The organism is Xanthomarina arctica, assembly GCF_014638915.1.
Lineage (GTDB): Bacteria > Bacteroidota > Bacteroidia > Flavobacteriales > Flavobacteriaceae > Xanthomarina > Xanthomarina arctica.
Genome location: NZ_BMFQ01000002.1, coordinates 259,608 through 284,153 on the forward strand (window position 1 = coordinate 259,608; position 24,546 = coordinate 284,153).

Genomic DNA, 24,546 nt, shown 5'->3' on the forward strand with positions numbered 1-24,546 from the left:
AATGAAAACATTTTTACTGATACTAGCCATCCTAATGTGTTCTACACAACTTACCTTCTCTCAAGAAGATGGGGTTGTGTCGTTGGCTATACCAGTAAGAAGTTCTTTAAAATTCAATAGATATTTAACAAATCCTACCTTTAGTTTTGTTAGAGAACAAAATACCTATATTAATATTACCAATAAGAGAGAGTGGGTACAATTTGAAGATGCTCCACAAACCTTTTTATTAAATTATACAGGTAGATATAGTGAAAACATTGGAGTTGGAGTTGGCTTATTTCAACAGAACTATGGTGTTTTAACAACCTTTGGTGGTATTTTAAACTTTGCTTATAATGCGAGACTTCAAACCGATAGTAATTTAACCTTCGGATTAAATCTTGGGTTTTATAAAAGTAGTCTTAATGAAGGAAGTGTGATCGTAAATCAACCAGATCCATCTTTAGATAACATTCCTAACAACATGGTTTTAAGTGTAAGTCCAGGAATTAATTATGGAATGGGATTTGTAGATTTCGGAGTTGCAATAAATAATTTAGTACAGTATAATGTAAAAACTTCAGCACTTATTGAAGACGATCCACAACAAGGTATTCAGGCTCATTTTATGTACACAGGTTTTATGTATAGTCGTGGGTTTTTCGACCAAAGTAAATTTTCCGCCCTAGTAAAATCTGAATTCAAAAAAGATCAAACCATCATCTCAGGTTTAGCTATGTTATCTGTTCCAAAAGGAATTTGGGCACAAGCCGGTTATAATACTGTTTATGGATTAACTGGAGGAATTGGACTTAATGTTACAAAGCAAATATCTGTAGAGTATAATTATGAAAAAGCCATGGGCGATTTAGCAACCTTTGGTTCTTCTCATGAATTTACTCTGGCTTACAAATTTAACACGAGAAACAGATATGACTATAGTGGCGACGAAAGAGAACAAGCGCTGTTAATTAAAGATCAGAAACGCAAACCAGCCGTTTCAACCAAGCCAACCTTAGATGCTGAAGAGAGAGCTCAAATAGCAGAAGAAAAAGCATTAGAAAGAGAATTAGCTCAGGAAGAAGCGAGATTGGCTATAGAGACAAGAGCAGCGGAAAGAGCTGCCGCACAAGAACAAGCCAGATTAGATGGCGAAGCAAAAGCACAGGCTTTAGCTGAAAATCAGGCGCAACCAACGGATGCTGAGATAGCTGAAGAAAAAGTAAAGCAAGAAGCTATTTATGCAGAAGAAGTTAGATTGGCTCAAGAAAGAATCGCTCAAGCAGAAGCCGAGAAACAAGCTAGATTAGCGTCTGAAGCTCAAGCTGAAGAACAAGCTAGGCAAGATGCCATTGCTTTAGAGGAAGCTAGATTGTTAGCAGAAAGAGCTTCTCAATTGGAAGCAGCAGAACAAGCAAGATTAGCAGCCGAAATGGCCGCCGAAGCAAAAGCCCAAGCAGATGAAGATGCCAGATTAGCAGCGGCATCAGCAGTCCAAGCAGAAAAAGATGAAGCAGCAAGAATAGCCGCAGAAGCAATAGCTCAGGCAGAAGCAGATGAAGCAGCAAGATTAGCATCAGAAGCCATAGTTCAAGCTAATGCAGAAGAAGCTGCTAGATTAGCCGCAGAAAAAGTATCTCAAGCACAAGCAGAGGAACAAGCAAGACTTGCAAATGAAGTTGCTGTCGAAGCGGCAGAAGCAGCCAGATTAGCAACCGAAGCGAATGCTCAAGCTGAAATAGATGAAGCAGCAAGAATAGCCGCCGAATTAGAAGCACAAAAACAAGCAGATGAAGTTGCGAGATTAGCAGCAGAGGCATTGGCTCAAGCTGAAGCAGATAAAGCAAAAAATTTAGCAATAGTGGCAGATACTCAAGTTGAACCTCAAGTGGATCTTCAAATAACTCAAAAAGATGCCTTAGCCAAATCGATGTTTGCATTAACAGAAGAAACTAAAGAAACTAAAGAAGAACAAGATGCCTTATTAATCAGGTTAAATGAAATTTTAATAATAAAAGAAAAGGACCTTCAAGATTTAAAAGAAGAAAATGATTTAAGTGAACAAGGTATTTTTCTAGAGCCAAAACCTTTCAAAAGTATCTCAGCTGAAAACAGAATTTTAGAAGGCATAAAATCTGATTTAGATGCAGCCATTAGTGAGAATAGTAAAACGATTAAAGACTTAGAGAATTTATACATAGAAAGAATTAAAAAAGGTTCCAATAAAAATGATGAAACCAGTAATTATTACTTAAATACTATTAAAGCTTTAAGAGAAGAACAAGCCGAGTCTGAAAGAGCTAGAGCTAGTTTAGTATCAACTCTTGAATCTATTAATTTGGCTACAGAAATTGAGAGAAAAAGACGTATTAAACGTGCCGTTTATGATAATGAAAAAGACAAATTCGTAAAAGACAAAGCTACATTAGAAAGAATTAAAGAAACAACACCTTTAAGCTCGGTTCCTTTAACAGTTGAAGATTTTAATTTTGGACAAGAACAAAGTAGTAATGTTCAAATATTAAAAGGAGTTCAGAATACGGATAATGGTTATTATATGATTATTGCAGTACATGAAAACGTGAAAGATAGAGATGCCTTTCTGCAGAATGTAGTAGCGTCCGGACAGTCCAATGTTAATTTCTTCTATGATGTGAATTCTAGTAAATATTTTATTTACTACCAAAAATTCAATAATGTAGAAGAAGCGTTGAACGCGTTGGATTCCAAAGGAAACAAACCTTATAATGAAAAAATGTCTGTTGTTAAAATAGAAGATTAAGAAAAAAAGAAAGCCCCATTTAATCTGGATGATGCCCCTTGTGCAGATTAAATGAATATATAAATAAGAATGTCATGAAAAAACCTACTTTTTTTAAGATTAGCATCGCTGTAATTATACTTATAATGAGCATGCCAACGTTCGCACAAAATTTCGTGCCCTTTACTCCAAGATTTAATCAAGATTTAAAAGGAGATATTCGTTTAATTGGGAATAATATTTTAGGCCCAAGTAATGATCCTTTTAATGATAATTATACTTACAATCATAATGTTAATATGCAATATATTGACATTGATGGAGATGGTTCGACATTTAATTCTACCAGTGCCGATTTAGAAATTCCAAACCCAGGTTGTTACAGAATTGTTCATGCTGGTTTGTATTGGGGAGCGGTTACTAATGGAGATGAACCTATTACAGAAATTAAATTTAAAGGCCCAACAGGTGGATACCATGACGTAGTAGGTACTGTTATATATGAAGCAAATGGGGTAGAAACAGGAAACAGTTATCCATACTCTAGTTATGCAGATGTAACCTCTATTGTAAATAGTTTAACAAATAATCTAGGAACTTACACTATTGGAAATGTCTCTACAGCCACAGGAAGAACATCTACTTTTAACCCATATAATGGAACAGGATATTCTGCTGGATGGTCACTTTTTATAGTATTTGAAGATCCAACATTACCTGGTAAATCAATAACTAGTTTTGATGGTTTTAGTTCCATAAATAGTTCTGTAGATGTAGATATCCCTGTCTCAGGATTTCGTACAGTTCCAGCCCCAATACCGGTTAGAGCTAATTTTGCATTTGCAGCTTTAGAAGGAGATAAGCCAATTCAAAATGATAGATTGATTTTAAATGGTATTACCATGTCGGCTGTCGATCGTCCTGCTAATAACTTTTTTAATTCTTCAGTAACACAACTAAGTGCCTTACCAGTTAATAATAGGGTTCCTAACAGTACCAATACTTTAGGTTTTGATACAGGAATTATGGTTATTCCAAATCCAGGAAACACTGTTATTGGTAATGATGATACCAATGCAACTATTAGATTAGAGAGTAATCAGGATCAATATTTTGCTTATTTCTGTGCGTTTGCCGTTGAAATTATAGAGCCTAAAATTGTACTTACTAAAATTGTTGAAGATGATTTTGGAAATAATATAGGAGGAGATTTAGTAGGGCTTGGGAGTTCCTTAAATTATGTTATTGGATTTCATAATTCTGGAAATGATGATGCCAATAATTTATTGATAAGAGATGTCCTTCCTATTAATATTATTTTTAATTATCCAGCAGATTTAGGTGTATTGCCTCCAGGAGTAACCGTTCAAAGTTATAATGTTGCAACAAGAGAACTTATTTTTAGTGTAGACAACTCTTATGTAGAGCAGGGAGATCCTGTTACTGAAATTAGAATTCATGCACAAGTGGTTGAAAATTGTGACGAATTAGCGGATGCCTGTTCTAACCGTATAGTTAATCAGGCTTTTGCTACCTATAGTGGTATTGAAAATCCGAATTTTGTAATTACTGACGATCCAAGTTTAGATACTAATACAGGGTGTTTGATTTCACCTCAAGCAACAAATTTTTTAGCCGATTTAGATTGTGAATTTATTGAAAACGTAGTTCTTTGTGGAGAAACTGTTCAATTAACTGCAGCAAATGGTTATGATTCTTATTCTTGGTCAACTAGCCCAACTGGTACCCCAGTAATTGGTACCACACAAAGCATTACAGTATCGGCTACAGGAACTTATTATGTTTATAATACGGCAGAAGCGCCTTGTCAGTCAATAACTCAAACTTATGTGGTTGCAAACTACGGAGCAACAACTTTAGTCAATCCGGTCATTCCTTTTGCAGACGAAGTTGTAACCTGTACCAATAATGGAAAATTATTGCCGAATATCTTTTTATGTGGGGCAAACGATTTCACATTAATTGAAACCTATATTACAGATGCTACAACCATTATTTGGGAAGTATTAGATGAAAGCAGCTGTACAGCAGTTACTAATCCAGATTGCGCGAATGAAAGTGATACCTGTACTTGGAATGAAGTTGGAACAGGCCCAACTTTTAATGTGGATACTGCAGGACAATACAGATTGACAATCAATTATGAAGGTGGATGTTTTAATCAGTTTTATTTTAATGTCTATGAAAATGTATTAAATGCAACTGTTACTAGCAATGATATTATTTGTACTACACCAGGTCAAATTACCGTTGGAGGTGTGCCAAGTGGCTACGAATATAGTCTTGATGGTATAACCTTTCAATCAAGTAATGTTTTTCCTATTACAACTGCAGGTACATATACTGTTTATATTCAACAAGTAGGTGTTCCTTCAAACCCATGTGTTTTTACAGTACCAGATGTTCAAATTAGAGATAGAGATTTTACGGTATCTATAAATATTGCGCAACCATTATGTTATGGGGATAAAGGAAGTGTCACTTTAGCTGCAAATGATGTTCGTCCACAATACTTCTTCTCAATTTATGATGGAGCAACTCTAATAAATAGTGTAGGTCCTATTACTGCAAACAATTATACTTTTTCAAACTTAAATCCGGGAACTTATACAACGCTTGTAGAAACAGAAGATGGATGTACTCATACAGAAGATATTGAAATTATTGAGCCGGTTTTATTAACAGCTACTTCAGCAATTACAAGTCCGTTAACTTGTACAGATGGTGAAATTACAATATATCCTAGTGGTGGAACAGCTCCTTACTTCTATTTTGTAAATGGCTCAACAGAATTCCAAACAGTTCCAGAAATTGTTGTAACCTCAGCAGGAGTTTACAATATTTTAGTAGTTGATTCAAATAATTGTGAAGCAACTACTTCTATAACCGTAGAAGCTTCATTAGCACCGGTGTTTACAGTAAATCATACAGATGTTTTATGTTCTGGGTCATTAACAGGTTCTATAACAGTTAATGTAACTAATCCTAACGGAAACAGTTTGATGTACAGTATTGATGGAGGTATTACTTTTGTAAGTTCAAATGTTTTTACAGCACTTGCTGCAGGAGATTATGAAGTTGTAGTTCAATATACTACTGGTCCTGATGTTTGTCTTTCAGACCCACAAACCATTACTATTGAAAATACTGATCCAATAATAGGAACAGCAACCCTAACAACACCATATACATGTACTACCAATGGCGTTATTACAGTTTCTGGAGTTAGTGGAGGTCAGACTCCTTATATGTATAGTATTGATGGTGTGACTTTTCAAACAGGAACGACTTTTAGTGGTTTATCTAATGGAACTTATACAATTACGATTCAAGATGCTAGTGGATGTACATTTATTGCAGATAGCATTACTATCGATCCATTAAATCCACCAACAGATTTAACATTTAGTAATTCTCCTTTAAGTTGTCCGTTGAATACCTCCACGATAACCATTACAGGAACAACAGGTGGTTTAGGTACTTTACAATACCAAATAATTGCTCCTGCTTCTGAAGCAACAGCGTACCAAACGTCGAATGTATTTGCTGATTTAGCTCCTGGTACATATACTTTCCAAGTAATTGATGAGAACGATTGTACTTACACAGAATCTTATACAATAAACCCATTACAAGCAATAACTGTTGTTGGACAAAATATAAATGAGGTTACTTGTTTTGGAAGTTCAAATGGCTCTGTACAATTTACTGTATCTGGTTCAACAGGATTTGACTACACATTAAATGGAGGAACTTCAACAGCTGGGACTTCACCATTAGTTTTATCTGGATTGGCAGCAGGAACTTATACTATTATAGTAACAGATTCTACAACAAATTGTGATGCTACTGCTACATTAACTGTAGAAGAATCTAGTACAGCTTTAAGTATTACTACAGATCCTAGTCCAATTACCTGTAATGGTGTTGGGCAAGTGGTTATTAATACAACAGGAGGTTGGGGAGGAAATACCTATAGTATTACCTTACCAGATGGTACGGTTATTCCTGCTCAAGCGAGTAATACTTTTGGAAATTTAACTCAAACTGGAACTTATACAGCTACAGTAACCGATGCTTTAGGATGTACTGTTACGTCCACATTTGATTTAACTGTCTCAGGAAGTCCTACGGCAACAATAGCATTAACATCAGATTATTGTTATGATACAACCAATGCTGCAACGCTTGAAGTGACTGCAACTGGTGGACAAGCTCCTTTTCAATTTAGTATAAATGGTGCGCCATTTACATCAAATAATATCTTTAATAATTTAGTTCCTGGAACTTACACGATTATAGTAAGAGATGCTAATGGATGTTCTGTGACATTACCAGCGGAAACTATTACACCTCAATTAATTTTAAGTACTAATGTGACTAAAGAATTAGATTGTACAGCATCACCAGATGCGGTTATTACAGGAACTATTTCTGGAGGTTATGCACCATATACTTATGAGGTATCTATTAATGGAGGCACATTTACTGCCCTAGGAGCTACAGGTTCCCCATTTACATATTCTACTGCTACCAATGGAACGTATCAATTTCAAATAACAGATGCTCAAGGTTGTACGGCACTATCAGCAGTCAATACGGTTGATGTACTTACATTACCTGAAATTATATCTGTAACACAAACGCAATCTATTTTATGTCATGGCGATAATAATGCGGCTATAAATGTGGTAATTAATACTACAGTTGGAGAACCAGCATATGTTATAAATGTATTTAATACAACTACTGGAACCGATTATGGTACTCAGACTTCTGGTCTTACAGCTGGATCTTATACTATTACTTTAACGGATAATAATTTATGTACAGATACAGCAACAATAATTATTGCGGAACCAACACCAATACTAGTAAATCATCATGCAGTAAATATAACGTGTGGACCTTTAGGTGTTTCGCAAGGGTCTGTTATTATAGATGGTGTATCAGGTGGAACCTCTCCATATAATTATTTTGTAACTGGAACCAACGGATACTCGAATTCCGAATTAAATACAACTGGATCTATTTCTGTTAGCTTTGATGTTGTTGATTTTGGATTATACCAAATTAATGTGGTAGATGCTAATGGTTGTTCTGTTCTAATTCAAGACGTTCTTGTTGCATCTCCGCCAGACGATTTAGATATTAATATTACTGCAACTGCAGACTGCCTTTTAGGAGGTGAAGCTGTTGTAACTATTGGAACAACTTTAATTAGTTCTGGACCATTCTTTTTTAGTACCTATCCGGCTACTGGAACTCCTCCAGGTGGCTCATGGATTCCAGAAGGAACACCAGGTAGTGCTATTTTTACAGGTTTAATTCCAGGAGTAACTTATACATTTATTGTTTTTGACTCTTCAACAGGATGTAGTTATTATGAAATTGCTACAAGTCCTATTCCAACAAACTCTACCTTAACTGCTACCGCGGTTACGGCAAATAATATTACTTGTACGGGTAGTGCCGATGGAAATGTGTCGTTTAATATTAACAGTACTTATGGATCATCCACGAATGTGACTTATGAGATATTTGATTCTCTATCATTAGTAACCACAGGAATTAGTGGAACAGGAGTTGTGCCAGCAAATGGCTCATTACCTATAACTAATTTAGGTCCTTTACCTTTTGGAAACTACTTTGTATTAATAAGTGAAACCTCGGGTCCTTATACTGGATGTAGCGTGGTAACAATACCTTTTAATATCACAGAATCTGCTATTGAATTAAGCTTAACTGCAACTGTGGATCAAAACGCCAATTGTAATCTTAATTCTGGAGTTATTAGTGCCATTGGAATGAATGGAACAGCTCCATATATGTACCAAATAACAACTACAGCAACGGCACCGCCTGCAACAGATCCAGCTTGGGCCTCTGCTAACGTGTTTAATATGAATGCTAATAGTTATTATGTTCATGTTATGGATGCTTATGGATGTATTAAAACAACTCCTGTTTTAGTATTGCCACAAGATCCTTCACCAATTGTTAACGCTGTGGTAAACAATCCATGTGATACTGCTGAAGGTGCTTTCGAAATTGATGTTACTTTAACAACTGCTGGGATGCCTCCTTATTCTTTTAGTATTAATGGTGGTGCATTCCAAACAAGAACAGCTCCATTTACGCTTCAGAATGTAACATCAGGAATTCATACTATAGAAGTTAAAGATGTTAATGGGTGTACACATATGGCAACGGTGACTATTGAGTCTCCATTAGGAATCACTCCAGCTATTACTGGAATTACAACATGTGCTGATAATGATGGTGAAATTACCGTTACAGCTTTGGGTGGAACAGGAACTTATACTTATAGTATTAGTCCTAATCCAGCTTCTATTAGTTTATCTGGGAATGTGTTTTCTGGAGTTCCTTCAGGAATGTACACGATTACCATAACGGATACGACTACTTTATGTACTGAAGATGCTACTATCACATTAGATGCAGCAACGCCAGTAACTTTTACAACTTCAACTACAGATGTTAGTTGTAATGGAAGTAATGAAGGTGTGATTACGGTTAATTTAGATGCCGGAAATGACAATCCAATTTATACCTATGAAATAACAGCTCCAATAGTTGTTGCTGCTCAAAACTCGAATATTTTTACAGGATTAGCCGCAGGTACTTATACGGTTCAAGTGAATTCTGGAAGAGGTTGTTTTGCAATAGAATTAGTAACTATTTATGAACCTAATTTACTAACAGTATCTGGAATTGCAACAGATTACGCCTGCGCAACAGACGGATCAGTAAATACCTCTACTTTAACCATTACAGAAATAGGAGGAACGTCTTCTTATACATATAGTATTAATGGAACTAATTATTTCAACTCTAATGTGTTTGATATTATCGATACGGGAGTTATCCAAATCATTACTATTTATGTAAAAGATGCGAATGGTTGTATAGCAACAAATACGGTAACTATTTTACCATTGCCAACTTTAACATTGGCAACAGTTGCAGAAGCAACTCCAATTGATTGTAATAATACAGGTTCAATAAGTATAACTGTTACTGGAGGCTCTGGAAACTTTGAATACCAAATGTTGCCAGCTGGTACTCCTCAAGCATCAAATGTCTTTACTATTTTATTACCGGGAGATTACTATTTCTTGGTTAGCGATTTAGATACAGGATGTAGCATTGCAACAGCGGCTTATACAGTAGCACCTTTTGATACAGTGGATGCTGTAGCTACGGCTACCACGGCAGTAACTTGTTTTGGTGATACTAATGGTGCCATAGAAATTAATGTGACTGGTTATACAGGCGCTTATACTTACGAGGTGTTTAATAATACTGGAACGTCTGTTGTAGGTCCAATTGCATCTAATACAAGTACAAATCCGCAAGCCATAACAGGTTTAATGGCTGGAAATTATACAGTAGTAGTAACTGAAACTTCTAGTCCTTTTTGTGCTGCAATAACCAATGTGGTAACTATTACGTCTCCAGTGGAAGCTTTAGATTTAATTGCTTTAGAAACATCGAATGTTACCTGTTCAAACGATTTAGGAACAATTACTGCAACTGCCACTGGTGGTTGGGGGACCTATCAATATGAATTAACAGGAGCGACAACTGTTGCTTATTCTTCAAGTGGAACATTTACAAATTTAGCAGCAGGAACTTATACCGTAAACGTCATGGATGCTGGTGGTTGTATCGCTTCAGAGACAGTAACACTAGTTATACCTACACCAATTACTGCAACGGCGACCGCAAGCACAACTTTGTTGACTTGTTTTAATGATACAACTGCTACAATTACAGTTACTGCTACTTCAGGGGGTCAAGGAAATAATTATTCATACACTTTGAATATGCTTTCACCAACGGTTAGCACGTCAGGACCTCAAAGTTCTCCAGTATTTGGCGAATTAGGAGCAGGGACGTACCAAGTTATAGTTTCAGATGCTTACAGCTGTAGTTTTACTTCAGCAGATATTGTTATTTCTCAACCAACTGCAATAGAAGCAAGTTTGGTAAAAACAACTTCTCAAACATGTTTAACGGAATCAACCCTTACCTTAAGTGCAATAGGAGGAACGGGGCCTTACACTTATAGTGATAACGATAGCTTTACTCCAATTTTAGGATCGTTTGCAACATCCACAACATTCTCTGTTCCTGTTGGGACTCACGAATATTACGTGCAAGATGCTAATGGATGTATTGCTAGAGTTTCTAATGAAATTACCATAGATATACTTCCGGATTTAACTCTGATTGTTTCTGAAGAAAATGCTGTTATTAACTGTGCAGGAGATACAACAGGAGTTATTGTTGCTGTTGCTCAAGGAGGTTTAGGAAATTACATTTATACTTTACAGGATACTTTAGGGAATACTATTTCTGCGACACAAAATAGTCCAGGTGTGTTCACCGAACTTCCTGCAGGAACTTATATCATCCAAGTAGTTAGTGGAGATTGTTTAACAACTTGGACTCCAATTATTATTTCAGAACCATTAGCTCCATTAACAGCTCCTTTTACGGTAACAGATGTTACTTGTTATGGTGCTAATAACGGATCTATAGTTATTAATGCTTCTGGTGGAACAGGCATTATTAAATATGCTATTTCCCCACAATTAAATCAGTTTTTCGATTCTAATATTTTTGAAAATTTAGGTACTGGAACTTACGATGTAATTGTACAGGATCAATTAGGATGTTACTTGATGATTAATTTCACCATTAACGAACCTGCTCCAGTAATGGTTATAGTAGATACGTTATCTATAATTAATGAAGTTTGTGAAGGAGATTTAAATGCAGAATTTAGTATTGATATCTCTGGAGGTACACCGCCTTACTCTGTAAGTATAGACAGTTATAGTGGGCCTTATACTACAGGAACTTCAGGACAAACCCAGTTTGATTTCACTGGATTGAGTGGAGGACTTCATACCGTTTATGTGCGTGATAGCGCAGGTTGTGAGTCTGAAGTGGAAGTTAATAACCTTGAAGAATCGGTAAGAATAAACCCAATAGTAGAAATTGATTATACATGTGTTAATAATGCATCAAGTAATATAGTAACCGTTACTGTAGATGATAGTATTACCAATCTAGACGATTTAGACTATTCTTTAGATGGTGGTCCTTATCAAATGAGTAATGTCTTTATAGATGTTGCTCCAGGAATTGGACATTATATAGATGTTAGACATACCAATGGATGTATACAAAGAACTTTATTATTTGACATTACTACTTTCGATCCATTAACTCTTGTTTTAACCGATGGTGAAATTAATGAGATTATAGCAAATGCTTCTGGAGGTTCTGGCGAATATGAATTTACTCTGAATGGAGAATCTTATGGAAGCACCAATGTCTTTATTATTTCAGAATCTGGTACATACACCGTAACAGTTACAGATAGTAATGGTTGTGTTGCAACAGCAACAAGACATTTCGATTTTGTAGACGTTTGTATCCCTAATTACTTTACTCCAAATGGAGATGGGGTTTTAGACGGTTGGGGTCCAGGTTGTACTATTCATTATCCAAATCTTGATTTCGATATTTTCGACAGATATGGTAGAAAAGTAGCTAGCTTAAGATTAGGACAAACATGGGATGGCTTGTACCAAGGGAAGGAATTACCTACCGGAGATTATTGGTATGTTGTTAGATTGAATGATGCTAAAGACAGTAGAAGTTTTGTTGGTCATTTTACCCTATATAGATAACCCTAAGTGATGATTATTGTCTAAATTAAAAACGAATCAAAATGAAAAAACTAATTATATATTCTCTTTTATTAATCATAACCAAAAGTTATAGCCAAGAGTTAAATCTACCCGTTTTTACACAATATTTAGCAGATAATCCTTTCGTGATTTCTCCAACCTTTGCTGGAATTGGCGATAATCTAAAAATAAGAGCCAATGGTTTAACCCAATGGGTTGGAATAAAAGGAGCACCAGATAATCAATCTATTTATGCCGATTTTAGAATAGCAAGTCGTTCGGGAGTTGGACTTTCTATGTATAATGATAGCAATGGAAACACGAAGCAAAAAGGGTTAAAAGTGTCCTTTGCTCATCATTTAATTTTAGATTATTATTCTAAGCAATATCTGTCGTTTGGTATTTCATACAATTTAAATAGTTTTAAAATTGATATAGATAATTTTCAACCTACTTATGAAACCCCAATCATAGATCCAAGAGTAACTGACGATAGATCTACTTCAAACAACAATTTCGATGTGGGTGTTTTATACAGAAATAAAGATTTTTACTTTAGTTTAAATGCGAATAACCTATTACCTAAGGATATTGATAATTTTACAGGAATAGAACCAGACTTACTTTTAAACTATCAAATCTATACAGGAATTGTTATAAAAAGTAAAACGAATAAATATTTAGAATTTGAACCTTCTGTATTTTTCCAATATTTTGATAGTGATAATCGTTCTAGTACAGACATCAATTTAAAGATTAGAAAATACAATAGAAAAGAAAATTATATATGGGGAGGTTTCAACTATAGATTCTTAAACGATCAATTTGGAAAACCTTTAAATGTTGGGCCTATGGTAGGAGTGCAAGTTTCTAATTTCTATTTTGCTTATGCCTATCAAATTACTACCAATGATTTAGCGGGATATAATTCAGGAACTCATATGGTAACTATTGGATTAAATTTCTTACAAGGAATAAGCGATTGTCCTTGTACACAAACGCCAGTGCATTAATATTTACACGAATTTTTTATATGAAAATCAATGGTAAAACTAAAACCATTGATTTTTTTTATGTCTAATTTTGAAATCACAACATTAAAAAACGGTAGACCATCCAAAGACAAAACCGTTTGTGTTAGCGCCAACATCTTTTAGAGTAAGCGTTGTTCCGTATGCTATTTTTATGGCTTGCTTTTTAAATATGGGCATTCCAGCAGAAAGGCCAGCTAAGAAGTTTCCTCGTTCATCATTTTTTGGTAGTCTGTTAACAATAGAATGACCTCCAAGACCATAACCAAAACTCAATGCGGTCCAAATTCTGTGTTTAAAATGTTTGGTAAGATGAGTTTGCATGGCAAAAAGTGGATCTTGTTTTCTAGTTTTATCAATATAGAAATCGTTGTTGTTAGTATAAATATATACAGACCCTGTTAACTCATAAGACCAGGAGTTCCAATTATGAACCATACCCACTTGCGGACGAAAAACAAAAGAATTCCCTCCAATATTTAACAGTTTATCGCCATAATACTGACCAAAAGGAAAGGTTATGGCAAGAGAGGCGCCAACAGTGGTGTAAACGGGGTTTTCCTTTAAGTATTCTTGCAACTCTTTAGGAGTCATGGCATTTGGTCCAATAAAATTAATAGAAAACCTTAATCTAGGATCTGCAAAGCCATTGCGGGTAACCTCTTCAGGAACACCATTTAATAAACCTTCCCATTTAGCAAAGGTATAAGGAATTAAAACATCGATTCTAGCTTGTTTCTTACCAATTCTAAAAGGACGAACATATTGTAAGGCTATTTGATTTACTACAACCGTGGCATTTTGAGCTTGTAAAAGTGGATCAAATTCAATATCTCCAAAAACATGGCCATATCCAACTCCTACCACATTAATCCCTAAAGGCATGGAAGTCCAACGTTTTGGTTCTATATCTTGAGAATAACCATGAGTGAAAATAATGAAAACTAAAAACAGATTTATTTTAGTTATAAGAGCAAGCGATGGGTATTGTTTGTTCATCTAAGAATGTTTATCACATCAAAAGTAAACAAAGTTTAAAAATAGATCATGATGTAGATTCATATTTATAATATTTTCCTGTTCAGTCTTTTAGGGAATTCTGTTTTCTATGAGATTGTTTAATTATTGCCCTTGGTTTTATGTGTAAAAGCAAGTACGCACTTTCCTTTGATATAGTACTAAACTACGCATTTTTTTATAAACAGTGTTGCCCACGCTTTTTTACAATCAAAATTCTATTTTTTAATAATTCTTTTGTTAATAGTTCCAAATTTCGAGTCAATCTTCATAATGTAAAATCCATTAGATAAATCAGAAAGATCTATTGTATCAAAATTGTTTTCTATAGTTTTTATGGTTTGTCCTATTGAATTAAATAGTTCTATTTTAATAATGTGACTATTTTGGGATTTCAAATGAATTAGTGAACTAATTGGGTTAGGATAAATATCAATTTGGTGTAACTCAAATTTTGTAATGTTTAGTGGGAAATTTTTAAAAACTGCTTGTCCGAAAACAGGCGTATTCAATTTTAATTCCATACCATTATCTTCTGTTGAAAGATAATATCCAGAACCTATCAATTGTATGAAATCAAAGTACTCATTTTCAAAATTATTATGGCTTTCAATTCCACAGTCATCAGTTGTGTTTGAAAATTGGTCTGTTTCTAAATTATCAGGATATGGTAGGTTGAAAGTTCCATTGAAGGTGTTGCAAGCTCCGGTTCCATAAAAAGTCAAATCCTCCAAAATTGTCAAAGTTGGGGTTATGGTAGGTTCTATTTCTGAAACCACATAAGGTGCTGGAGTTCCATCGCTAGCCATAACAGAATACAGATACCAAGTTTGAAATAAATCAGGATTTGGTTCTTGTGCAAAACAGTTTGTGAAACAAATAACTGAAATCGAAAGTAGTAATTGTTTCATGGTTTTTGTTTTTCAGCTTGTGACTATCGGTTTTGTATATGAATATTAGCAGAGTTAAGTGTGACACTTTTCGGATTAAAACAAAGATAGCAGAAAAGAACCAAACTTTAAGTTTAGCTCGTAACTGCTATTTTTTTTATATAAGCTATTATTGGCGGTAGTTTTTATTTATGCATCTACAAAAATTACTTGACCCGTAATAAATCCATCAACCGAACGTTCAAAAGCTTTACCTACTAATTTTCCAGGAACTGGCTCAAAACCTGGCATCATTTCACCATAAACATCCCAAGCCTCTTCTAAAACAGTTGGGTTTATTGAGTTTACTCGGATTCCTCTTGGCATTTCAAAAGCAACACATTTAACAAATGTATCAATAGCGCCACTAGTAGTAGCATCAGCAATTGCAAAAGGTATAGGCTTAGTATTTAAAATTCCTGTTATTAAAGTAAATGACCCCTTATCTGCAATATATTCTTGACCAATACGTACAATGTTTATTTGTCCCATCATTTTACTTAAAATGGTACTCATCCATTGTTCTTCGGTCATTTCAGTGAAATTTGCATATTCACAAACACCAACAGTGTTTACAACAGCATCAAAATGACCAACATCTTCGTATAATTTCCTTAAAGATGCTTCGCTTGTAATATCTACTTGAAAGTCATAATTATCGGCAGACCGTCCAGCAGTTATAATTTTATGTTTTCCAAGACCAGTTAAAGCTGCTTGTCCCATTTTTCCGTTTGCTCCAATTAAAATTATTGTTTTCATATAATATTTATTTTTAAATTATATGCAAATTTATGAAGTACTCAAGGTTTAGGAACAGGACATTTGTCTAATACGTAATATTAGCCCTTATTCGACTTAGGTGACGTTGTGTAACGCCTAGGTAAGAAGCTATATAATGTAGTGGAATCTCTTTGATATATTCAGGTTGCGTTGTAATTAAATCTAAATAGCGTTGTTGAGCCTTATCTTTTTGATGATTAAATATCCATTTTTCTAATTCAACATATTCCTTTTCGGCAATAATTTTCAAAAAACGCAACCAATTACTATTTGATTTGGCTAAATTTTCTAACGTTGCTTTTGGTATTGAAATTATTTCAGCATCTGTCAGAGCTTGAATATTTTCTTCAGATTTTTTTTGTGAAATAAATGAAGAATAAGCCATTAATAATTTACTAGGAAAAGTGAAACAATAGGTAATTTCATCATCATTATTTGAAAAATAATAAGAACGAAAAATTCCACTTTTAACAAAAGCTATAGAGTCGCAAATTTCATTGTTATTAATATATAAATCGCCTTTTTTTAATAAAATAGGTAGCGATAACTTCAAGAAATCAGTAATCTCTATATCTGTAAATAAATTAAATGATTTTAAATATTCGTTCATTTCTTTCTTTAATGTTTAGCATGCTCAAAATACCGCGAACGGTTTTGTATATGAAAATTGCGTGCTTGTGTCAGAGGATTTTCGGAACGAAAATAGGATGAAAGCAAGTACGCAATTTCCTTTGATAAAGTACTAAATTACGCATTTTTTATAAACAGTGTTAGCCACTAGCTTTTATTTTGTACGTTTTAATTTTGGTGGATTTTGACTTGTATCAAAAATGTCTGCGATTTTTATAAATCCGTTTTCTGTATCCACAGAGTAAATCAGTTTATAGTTTTTGAATACTAAATAACGATAATGGATTATTCTTTGTTGAAGTAATTCTTCTTCTTGTCCAATATGTGGAGTTTTTTTCAACTTCTTGGTTTCGATGATAATTCCTTTCAGAAGTTTTTTGGCAATTTTTGGACTAGCTTTCTTTTCTTAATATTCGTAGATTTCATCAAATTGATTTTCAGTGAATTCAGGCCAAATAATTTTCACTGCCATTATTCGTATTTGGCTAAAAGTCCAGAACTACTTTTAAAGCGATTGTTTTGGAAATCAGACTCTGATTGGTCAATTCGTTTATTCAACTCATCTTGAGTCATAGGTTCAATAATTTGATCCTCTGAAGCTTTTTTTTCTTTTCTCAATATTTTTTCGAGGCGAGAAACTGCTTCTTCGCTTTGAAGTTTTAAAAACTCCTGTACAAATTCTATTTTTCGAGCTTCTAAATTCATTTTATTCAGCTTTTTATCAAAGATACATAATAATCAATTTATTCAATTTTAGGTAGTAATTTCTTTATTATTTTCTCAATCGTGAGTCCTTGAACCAAAATTGAAAACACTACCACAATATATGTCATTACTAAAAAAAGTTCTCTATTCGTTTCGTCCGATAGACTCAAAGCAAGCGCAATGGAAACACCACCTCTTAAGCCACCCCAGGTCATTATTAAGTTGGTGTGAGGTGTGAATTTTAATCTTTTTTCAAAGAATTTTATCGGGAACCATAAGGATGCGTAACGACACAAAAGAATAATTGGTATGGCTAAAACACCTGCTAAAATATAATTTAATTCATAAGTCAATGCCAACATTTCCATACCTATTAAAACAAATAAAATGGCATTTAGCAAAATATCTATCAATTCCCAAAATTTGCCGACATATAGTTCAGTTGTTTCAGACATAGCAGTATCTTTTGCACGATCATTTCCAATAAATAACCCTGCGGCAACCATGGCCAAAGGAGCCGATAAATGTAATTTTTGAGCAACCACGGTCCCCACCATAACAGCAGCCAACGAGATAATAACTTCGATGCTGAAATCGTCTATGGATTTTAGAAGTCGTAAAGTAATCCATCCAATAAATAGCCCTAATAGGATACCACCAAATACTTCTTGTCCGAATAATTCTATAATATCCAAGGCATTTACCGTTTCTCCACCAGTTCCTGCTATTTTAATTAGTGTTATGAACATTACAACCCCAACTCCGTCGTTGAACAGCGATTCTCCCACTATTTTAGATTCCAAATTTTTTGGTGCATTTGCCTTTTTTAGTATACCTAGCACAGCAATAGGATCTGTAGGTGAAATTATGGCTCCAAACAATAAACAATTTACATAGCTTATTTGAATGTTTAACAATTGTAATAAATAGAAAGTAGCTGTTCCAATTAGAAAAGTAGAGACCAAAACCCCTCTTGTAGCAAAAATTACAATGGGCCAACGCTGTTTTTTAAGTTCTTGAAAATTTGCATGTAAGGCACCAGCAAACAACAAAAAACTCAACATATAGTCCATTAAGACCTTTTTAAAGTCTATTTGCTGCATCAACTCTACTTCAGCTTTTAGAAGAGTATCATCAAAATAGCTTAGACCTAAAACTCCAAGAGTATACAAAATGGTTATCAACATTAAGCCTATTGTAGTTGGTAGTTTGAAAAACCGAACATTGATATAACCAAAAACGGCTGAAAGTAAAACCAAACTAGTAATAATTAAATAATAATTCATAGGCCTAAATAATTAAAATATAATATCATTTTTTAGTATAAAATTTATTTTTATAAATTAAAATGAAACTTTAGTGGAATACAAATGATAAGGACATTTATGTAACAAGAACGGAAACGACAGATTTCTTTAAATATAATTCGTCAACATTATGTCATTGTACAAATAAAGGCAAAATTAAATACTTTGAGATTGGGAGTAGGCGTTATTACAACAAAAAGGGAATAATAGAATAATTAAAAAAGAATGAATTGCAAGTGCAACAAGACTTATTAATTTCAGCATAGTACTTTGTTATTCAACCTTTTTATTCCTTCAAATTCTTTTTTATCAAGTCGCGTGTAAAGTCCATTTGAGTATCTTTTTGATTCAAATAATCTTCAAAAGTTTGATTCACGTTAAAGTCAGGAATAATTCCTCGGTTATATATTTGATTTTCTTTTTTCGGAACATCTTGTTCCAAATTTACAATGGAAAAGGATGTTGAAATTTTAGAGTTAGGAAGAATATAGGTAAAAGGTGTATGTCCATTGTGGCCATAGTAGCCACCCATTGTTTCTTCTCCAATTACAGTCGTATTACTATTGCCAGCTACCATTGAGGCAAATAAACTTCCTGCTGAAGCAATTCTTGGGCTTATAAGAAGATATACTTCACCTTTAAATGCTTGCTTGTTCGGTTTTCTTATTTTTCGGTCTTCACTTAAAGGACCTTGATAAAAGTGATTTTCTTTTTCTATATAAAATTCTTTTTGAAACCACTTATTATATTTGCCAACACCTAAAAACCTTAAAAACGAAGGTACGTTACTTTCTATATACTTTAAATGCGGTATTTTATTAAAACTTATCCAAGCTTGCTTATTCTCTGAAAAATTTCGGTCGGTTAAATAGGAATATGTTACTAAATCATTTGGGTCTGTTCCACCACCATTATAGCGAACATCTACAATTAAATTTTTTATGTCATTTTTTTTTATAGTTGTAAAAATACTATCTAAAAATGACACATATTTTAGATGTTTTTGGTCTTCTTCGTTTCCCATTCCAAAGTCATTTATAGTTAAAATTCCGGTAAACTTGTCAATCGATTTGTAACTGTAAATGTCATTATCATTCCAATTTTTATAATTTACTTCATCAAATGGTTTTGAAAATCTGTTTTCTACATTTATATAGTAGTTTTTATAGCTAAGGCTTTCAAGTGTAATTTGACTAGTGGTATTTGAGTTAGCCTCTTTATATATTACTGAAAAGGTTTCTGTTAAACCATAATTTAAACGATAATATCTGCTAAAACTGTAATTTAAACCTATTTGCTTTCCCGTTTTATTTATGCCGTCTGTTGTATAATATTTATAGAGATCTTTTATAACAACTTCTATTTTTTCATTATTGATTGATATTATTTCAGAACCTAATGGGATTTTTTCATTTTCGTAATTCATAATCCATTTTCCCTCAATCCATTTTACTGGATATGGAAAATAACCGCTTTTTTCAGTTTTTAAAGATTGATTTAATTTTTCCGACATACTTGTATCGTTATGCAGACTGCCTTCAAAGTCTGTTAGCTGGGAAATGATATTATAAAAATCTCGGTAAGTGGAAGAGTTATTAATTTGTTTAGCTGCCCAATTATAAATACTATCAATTTCTTGGCTTGTACGGTATTTGTATAATCCCGAGTTAGTTGTTACTCTTATGTTTTTAAACAACTCTAAATCTTTTCGCATTTTTTTTTGTGAAAAAGAAGCGTCTATAGATTGTGCAAAAATAGCATGGGATATAATAAAAAAGAGAAGTGAGAAATATGATATTTTTTTCATTTGGGTTTAAAATTTTTCCAAATGTAATGATGTAATAATATTGGTACTTGTATAATGTTGGCAATTATAATTTTTCAATAATGCTTTGTTGGTAATTTTTAGGTGAAATGCCAACAAAACGCTTGAACGTTTTGGAAAAATGAGCCAAGTCTGTAAAATTGTATTGATATGCTATTGTTGTAAGTTCTGTTTTCTGATTAATTAACTTTTTGCTAGAAAACACTTTTTTCATTAAAATGTAGTTAATTGGCGACATTCCTGTTGAAGCTTTGAATTTTTTTGCAAATCCAAATTTATTAATGTTCGCAATTTTCGATAGGTCGTTTAGACTAAACTTGTCGTAAATATGAGCTTCAATGTAGTTATTAATTTGCTTGAAACTATTTAAATTTAATTCAGAATATTCTTTTTCGTTTTCTTGAGAGAAGGCTTTTAACGTGCTAATAAATTGTTGCAAATAAAATTCGATAGGTTCAGTTTCTTGTTTGTCAATAGCATTTTTAAGTTCTATAAATAAACTGTTAGCAATTTTACTATTTATTTTTCTATTAATAAATTTGATGTTTTTTCCATTTAGGATACTTTTCATTAATTGATTAGGAATGTAAATGGTGTCAAATTTCAATTGATTTTTTTTATCAAATAATGGATTAGAATGTATTTCGTAGGGATTAGTTATTGTTATACTTCCAGCCTCACTAAAAAGACTTTGATTTTCAAAATCAATTTGTTCAATTCCTTTATGAATTAGTGAAATACAAAACGTATCGTGAAAGTGCTTTGGAAATTCAGTCGTTTGATTTTCTATACTTATATATTCTAAATCATCTAAAATCATTCTTATTTTCTCAATATTTTTTTTAAATGTTGGCTAAGGTTTTTCGTGTAAAAAGTGCGCGCTTGTGTCAGAGGATTTTCCTAAGGAAAATCAGAAGCTAGGAAACGAGCAATTAACTTTAGTTTATGTAAAACTATCAATTTTTTTCAAATGAGGTTAGCAAACGTATTGATTATTAAAAGCTAAATTCAGCAACGACAATTCGTTTGTGAAAATAATTGTTAAAATCAGGTTTTAAGCTCAAAAGACCGTCCACAATAAGTGTGTTTTGCATTATGCCCGCAGATTCTCTTTTATTCCAATATCCTTTAATCAAAGAATCCGAATCTTTTATTTCATAAAGTGCTGTCATATAATTGCCGAAATTATTTTCCTTTAGTGAAGTAGTATCTTTATTATAGATTTCATTTCGGAGTCCACTTTTATAATATTCAGAGTGCGTACTTTTGGATTGAAAGTCAAATTTTTTCCAGTCAGTTATCGTGTCAGATTTTATATCGATTAGATATTGAAGATACCCTTTTTCTACAGTCAAATTTGGATATATTTTGGTTAAGTTTTGCTCAAAATCAGATACAAGTGAATCAAAAGCATTTGTTTGTCTTTCTCCAAATATTTTTTCAAATCCCTTAATTCGGCTGTCAGTTTGTTTTTGAGAACAACTAAATATTAAAATTAAAACTATAATTAAATGAAATTTCTGCATTTCGTTTATATGTTTACTAACGATTTTGTAAATGAAAGTAAGTACACAGTTTCCTTTGGATGAATACTAAACTACGGATTTTTTACATTATTTAATCAATTTTTTATCTCTGTCATATTTTATATTCCTAGTAGAACAACCAGAAGTGAAAATAAAAAAACACCTATAAACATCCTCATTTTGTTAAATTTTTTTGAGTAGCTACTTTGTTGTTTTTGTACATAATTGTTTTGAATTATGTAGCCTTATTTCAGGCTTGGAAAGTTATTTAAATTAAAAAACAACTTTCATCTGTAAATAATAAAAAGGATATAATCCTAAAGCCTGAAGAAGCCATTAAAGTTATAACAGCCATTGCTTTATTTTGGCATAGACATTTTCATTGTTCAATAAATCTAAGTGACTATTCTCATAAGCGACCCAAGTATTTTTCTTCTTAAAATGTAAATCCTTATCAGGATCCTTATGTTGTCCTAACGCACTCTTAACATCAACCAAGGTATCTCCTAGAATTCGAGGATATACATTGGCAGTCGATTTTTCAATGGAGGCTGCTATGCTATAACACTCTATACGCTTAGGCAGTGGAATATTCTTTCTAAGGTCACTTTGAATTTCAAATCGGTCATTGTTCTGCCAATCTTCATCAACTAGATTTCCATGCCTTAAATCTGTTACCCCAGAACTTCTAATTTTTCCTAAACGAGCAAAAGGTTTTGTATAAGGTATTGATTCCAGAATAACATCTAGATAATTACCTGTTCTTTCCAAAGGAGTTCCGTGATGAGGCGTTCCTAAAAAGATAATTTTTTTAAGATTTTTTGTCCAATTTTTTTTCTGTTGCTTACCATAATGTACTGAGCTTCTAACGACTAAACCTCCCATGCTATGAGCAATAATGATTATTTCTTCAATGGGTACTGGCCACGCCATTACTAGTTCTTCTAATAATTTATTTAAATTTTGCCCATTAGAAGAAATATGCCTTCCACTGTTATAATATAAGTAAATAGGTGTTTTATCTAATTCTTTTGCTAATGCTTCTCCGTGGTTGTGTTCTTTTCTGGTCCATTGAATATCATTCATGCAGGAACCGTGTACCATTAAAAGAATTTTGCCATTAATAGCTGGATAAATTACATTAAGGTGTTCTCTATCAAGTAATATCTCTTTTGCCTGATATCTGAATTGCATAGTGATTTTTAAAGGATTCTCTTTTTCTTCCAAATAGTCTCCCACGACACCATTTAAGGCAGATTTTATGGCCTCTCTTTCATTGGTAGGTTTTATTTTAGTAAGTAAAGGTGGTAATTTCCCTAGAGCTTTATCTAGGCCGGCACCTATGAATTGTGTGCTCCATTTAATATTTTTAAAAGTGAAACCAGCAATATGGGTTATAAGATGCTGAATAGGTGTGGATGGAAGAAAGGGAGGGTGAACCACCCGTTTATGCATTGCTTCAACTAAGTCCGTTATGCCAATTGTAGCATCTATAACTAAACGGTTGAGGCCTTGTAAATCAGAATTGTTTTTTATTTTTTTTGACATGTAATAGGTGTCTTGTAAAAATGAATTGTTTTAACAGCTAGTATCATTAAGCTTAAAGTATTTATATTTTTAAGTTAACCAGCGTTTTTATTCTAACTGTTTGGCCATAGCAATAAATTCAAAATTATCCTTTCCAATTTGAAAGTCGTGATTTCCAATTTCCTTAAATCCATTTTTTGAATAGAAATTAATTGCGCGATCATTACTGATAAATACGGAAAGCCATATTTTGTTAAAACTTTTTTCCTTCGCCTTTTTTAGAAGTGCGTTTTGTAACTTAAATCCTATTTTCAAAGATAAGAAGTCCTGTAATATATAGATTTTTTGTAGTTGACAGATGTTGTTATCTGTGATGAATTCCGACTGTGAATTCAATTTTAATTTAGCATATCCAACCGCTAATCTGTCTGCAAATGCAATCCAATATATATTATTCGGTTTTTCTATGCTATTTTCAATTTTGTCGACTGAAAAAGTCTCATTGTAGTAATCAAATAATACCTGCTTGTCATTAAAAAGATGTCCGAATGTCTCCGTAAAAGTTACTCTGCCTAACAAGGCAATAAATTCAGCATCTTGTTTATTTGCGATTCTTATTTGTATGTTGGGAGTTTGCTTTTTCATTTAATATCTAGTGTCAGCTCAGCATATGGTTTATTGCTGTTTTTGTAGCACTTTCCTGCCAGTCCGTGATGAACCTAATTAAAGGCCTTCAAAACTTGAATTCAGTATTTTTACCTGCCATAATCTATTTGC

At 33.3% G+C, this 24,546-nt stretch carries 15 protein-coding genes; 3 read left to right on the top strand and 12 right to left on the bottom strand.

Going from position 1 to position 24,546, the window contains the following annotated elements; genetic code table 11:
- Window position 1 precedes the first annotated feature (1 nt).
- From IEV77_RS07390 to IEV77_RS07400, 3 genes are all read left to right on the top strand, one after another.
- Window positions 2-2,764 carry a PorP/SprF family type IX secretion system membrane protein gene (locus IEV77_RS07390; protein ID WP_188463386.1) on the top strand — a complete coding sequence of 921 codons (2,763 nt, stop codon included), beginning with the start codon at window positions 2-4 and terminating at the stop codon, window positions 2,762-2,764.
- Window positions 2,765-2,838: 74 nt separating this feature from the next.
- Entirely contained in the window at window positions 2,839-12,492 is a 9,654-nt protein-coding gene (locus IEV77_RS07395) for a T9SS type B sorting domain-containing protein (RefSeq protein WP_188463388.1), read from the top strand.
- Window positions 12,493-12,533: 41 nt separating this feature from the next.
- Complete coding sequence (locus IEV77_RS07400; RefSeq protein ID WP_188463390.1) at window positions 12,534-13,505, top strand: PorP/SprF family type IX secretion system membrane protein; 972 nt, start codon at window positions 12,534-12,536, stop codon at window positions 13,503-13,505.
- Window positions 13,506-13,589: 84 nt separating this feature from the next.
- Here the strand turns inward: IEV77_RS07400 and IEV77_RS07405 are convergent, their stop codons facing one another.
- From IEV77_RS07405 to IEV77_RS07465, 12 genes are all read right to left on the bottom strand, one after another.
- Window positions 13,590-14,522 carry a transporter gene (locus IEV77_RS07405; protein WP_229736609.1) on the bottom strand — a complete coding sequence of 311 codons (933 nt, stop codon included), beginning with the start codon at window positions 14,520-14,522 and terminating at the stop codon, window positions 13,590-13,592.
- 236 nt (window positions 14,523-14,758) lie between these two features.
- Window positions 14,759-15,451 carry a T9SS type A sorting domain-containing protein gene (locus IEV77_RS07410; RefSeq protein WP_188463392.1) on the bottom strand — a complete coding sequence of 231 codons (693 nt, stop codon included), beginning with the start codon at window positions 15,449-15,451 and terminating at the stop codon, window positions 14,759-14,761.
- A gap of 168 nt (window positions 15,452-15,619) precedes the next feature.
- On the bottom strand, window positions 15,620-16,228 hold the full coding sequence (locus IEV77_RS07415; RefSeq protein WP_165750265.1) for a short chain dehydrogenase: 609 nt from the start codon (window positions 16,226-16,228) through the stop codon (window positions 15,620-15,622).
- Between the two features lie 67 nt (window positions 16,229-16,295).
- Window positions 16,296-16,859, bottom strand: coding sequence for a Crp/Fnr family transcriptional regulator (locus tag IEV77_RS07420; RefSeq protein WP_188463394.1), 564 nt, complete (start codon window positions 16,857-16,859; stop codon window positions 16,296-16,298).
- 174 nt (window positions 16,860-17,033) lie between these two features.
- Window positions 17,034-17,264: a type II toxin-antitoxin system RelE/ParE family toxin gene (locus IEV77_RS17445; protein ID WP_262891658.1), complete on the bottom strand. Its 231-nt coding sequence runs from the start codon at window positions 17,262-17,264 to the stop codon at window positions 17,034-17,036.
- Between the two features lie 86 nt (window positions 17,265-17,350).
- A complete protein-coding gene (locus IEV77_RS07430; protein WP_188463396.1) occupies window positions 17,351-17,584 on the bottom strand; it encodes a hypothetical protein in 234 nt (77 codons plus the stop codon).
- A 38-nt stretch (window positions 17,585-17,622) separates the two neighbouring features.
- On the bottom strand, window positions 17,623-18,870 hold the full coding sequence (locus IEV77_RS07435; RefSeq protein ID WP_188463398.1) for a cation:proton antiporter: 1,248 nt from the start codon (window positions 18,868-18,870) through the stop codon (window positions 17,623-17,625).
- A gap of 307 nt (window positions 18,871-19,177) precedes the next feature.
- Entirely contained in the window at window positions 19,178-20,698 is a 1,521-nt protein-coding gene (locus IEV77_RS07440) for a S41 family peptidase (protein WP_188463400.1), read from the bottom strand.
- A gap of 64 nt (window positions 20,699-20,762) precedes the next feature.
- Window positions 20,763-21,536 (bottom strand): AraC family transcriptional regulator, encoded by a 774-nt coding sequence (locus IEV77_RS07445; protein WP_188463402.1) that lies wholly within the window; start codon window positions 21,534-21,536, stop codon window positions 20,763-20,765.
- A 175-nt stretch (window positions 21,537-21,711) separates the two neighbouring features.
- Entirely contained in the window at window positions 21,712-22,242 is a 531-nt protein-coding gene (locus tag IEV77_RS07450; protein ID WP_188463404.1) for a hypothetical protein, read from the bottom strand.
- Between the two features lie 342 nt (window positions 22,243-22,584).
- Window positions 22,585-23,790 (bottom strand): lipase family alpha/beta hydrolase, encoded by a 1,206-nt coding sequence (locus IEV77_RS07455; protein ID WP_229736611.1) that lies wholly within the window; start codon window positions 23,788-23,790, stop codon window positions 22,585-22,587.
- An 87-nt stretch (window positions 23,791-23,877) separates the two neighbouring features.
- Window positions 23,878-24,414 (bottom strand): GNAT family N-acetyltransferase, encoded by a 537-nt coding sequence (locus tag IEV77_RS07465; RefSeq protein ID WP_188463410.1) that lies wholly within the window; start codon window positions 24,412-24,414, stop codon window positions 23,878-23,880.
- Window positions 24,415-24,546: the final 132 nt, after the last annotated feature.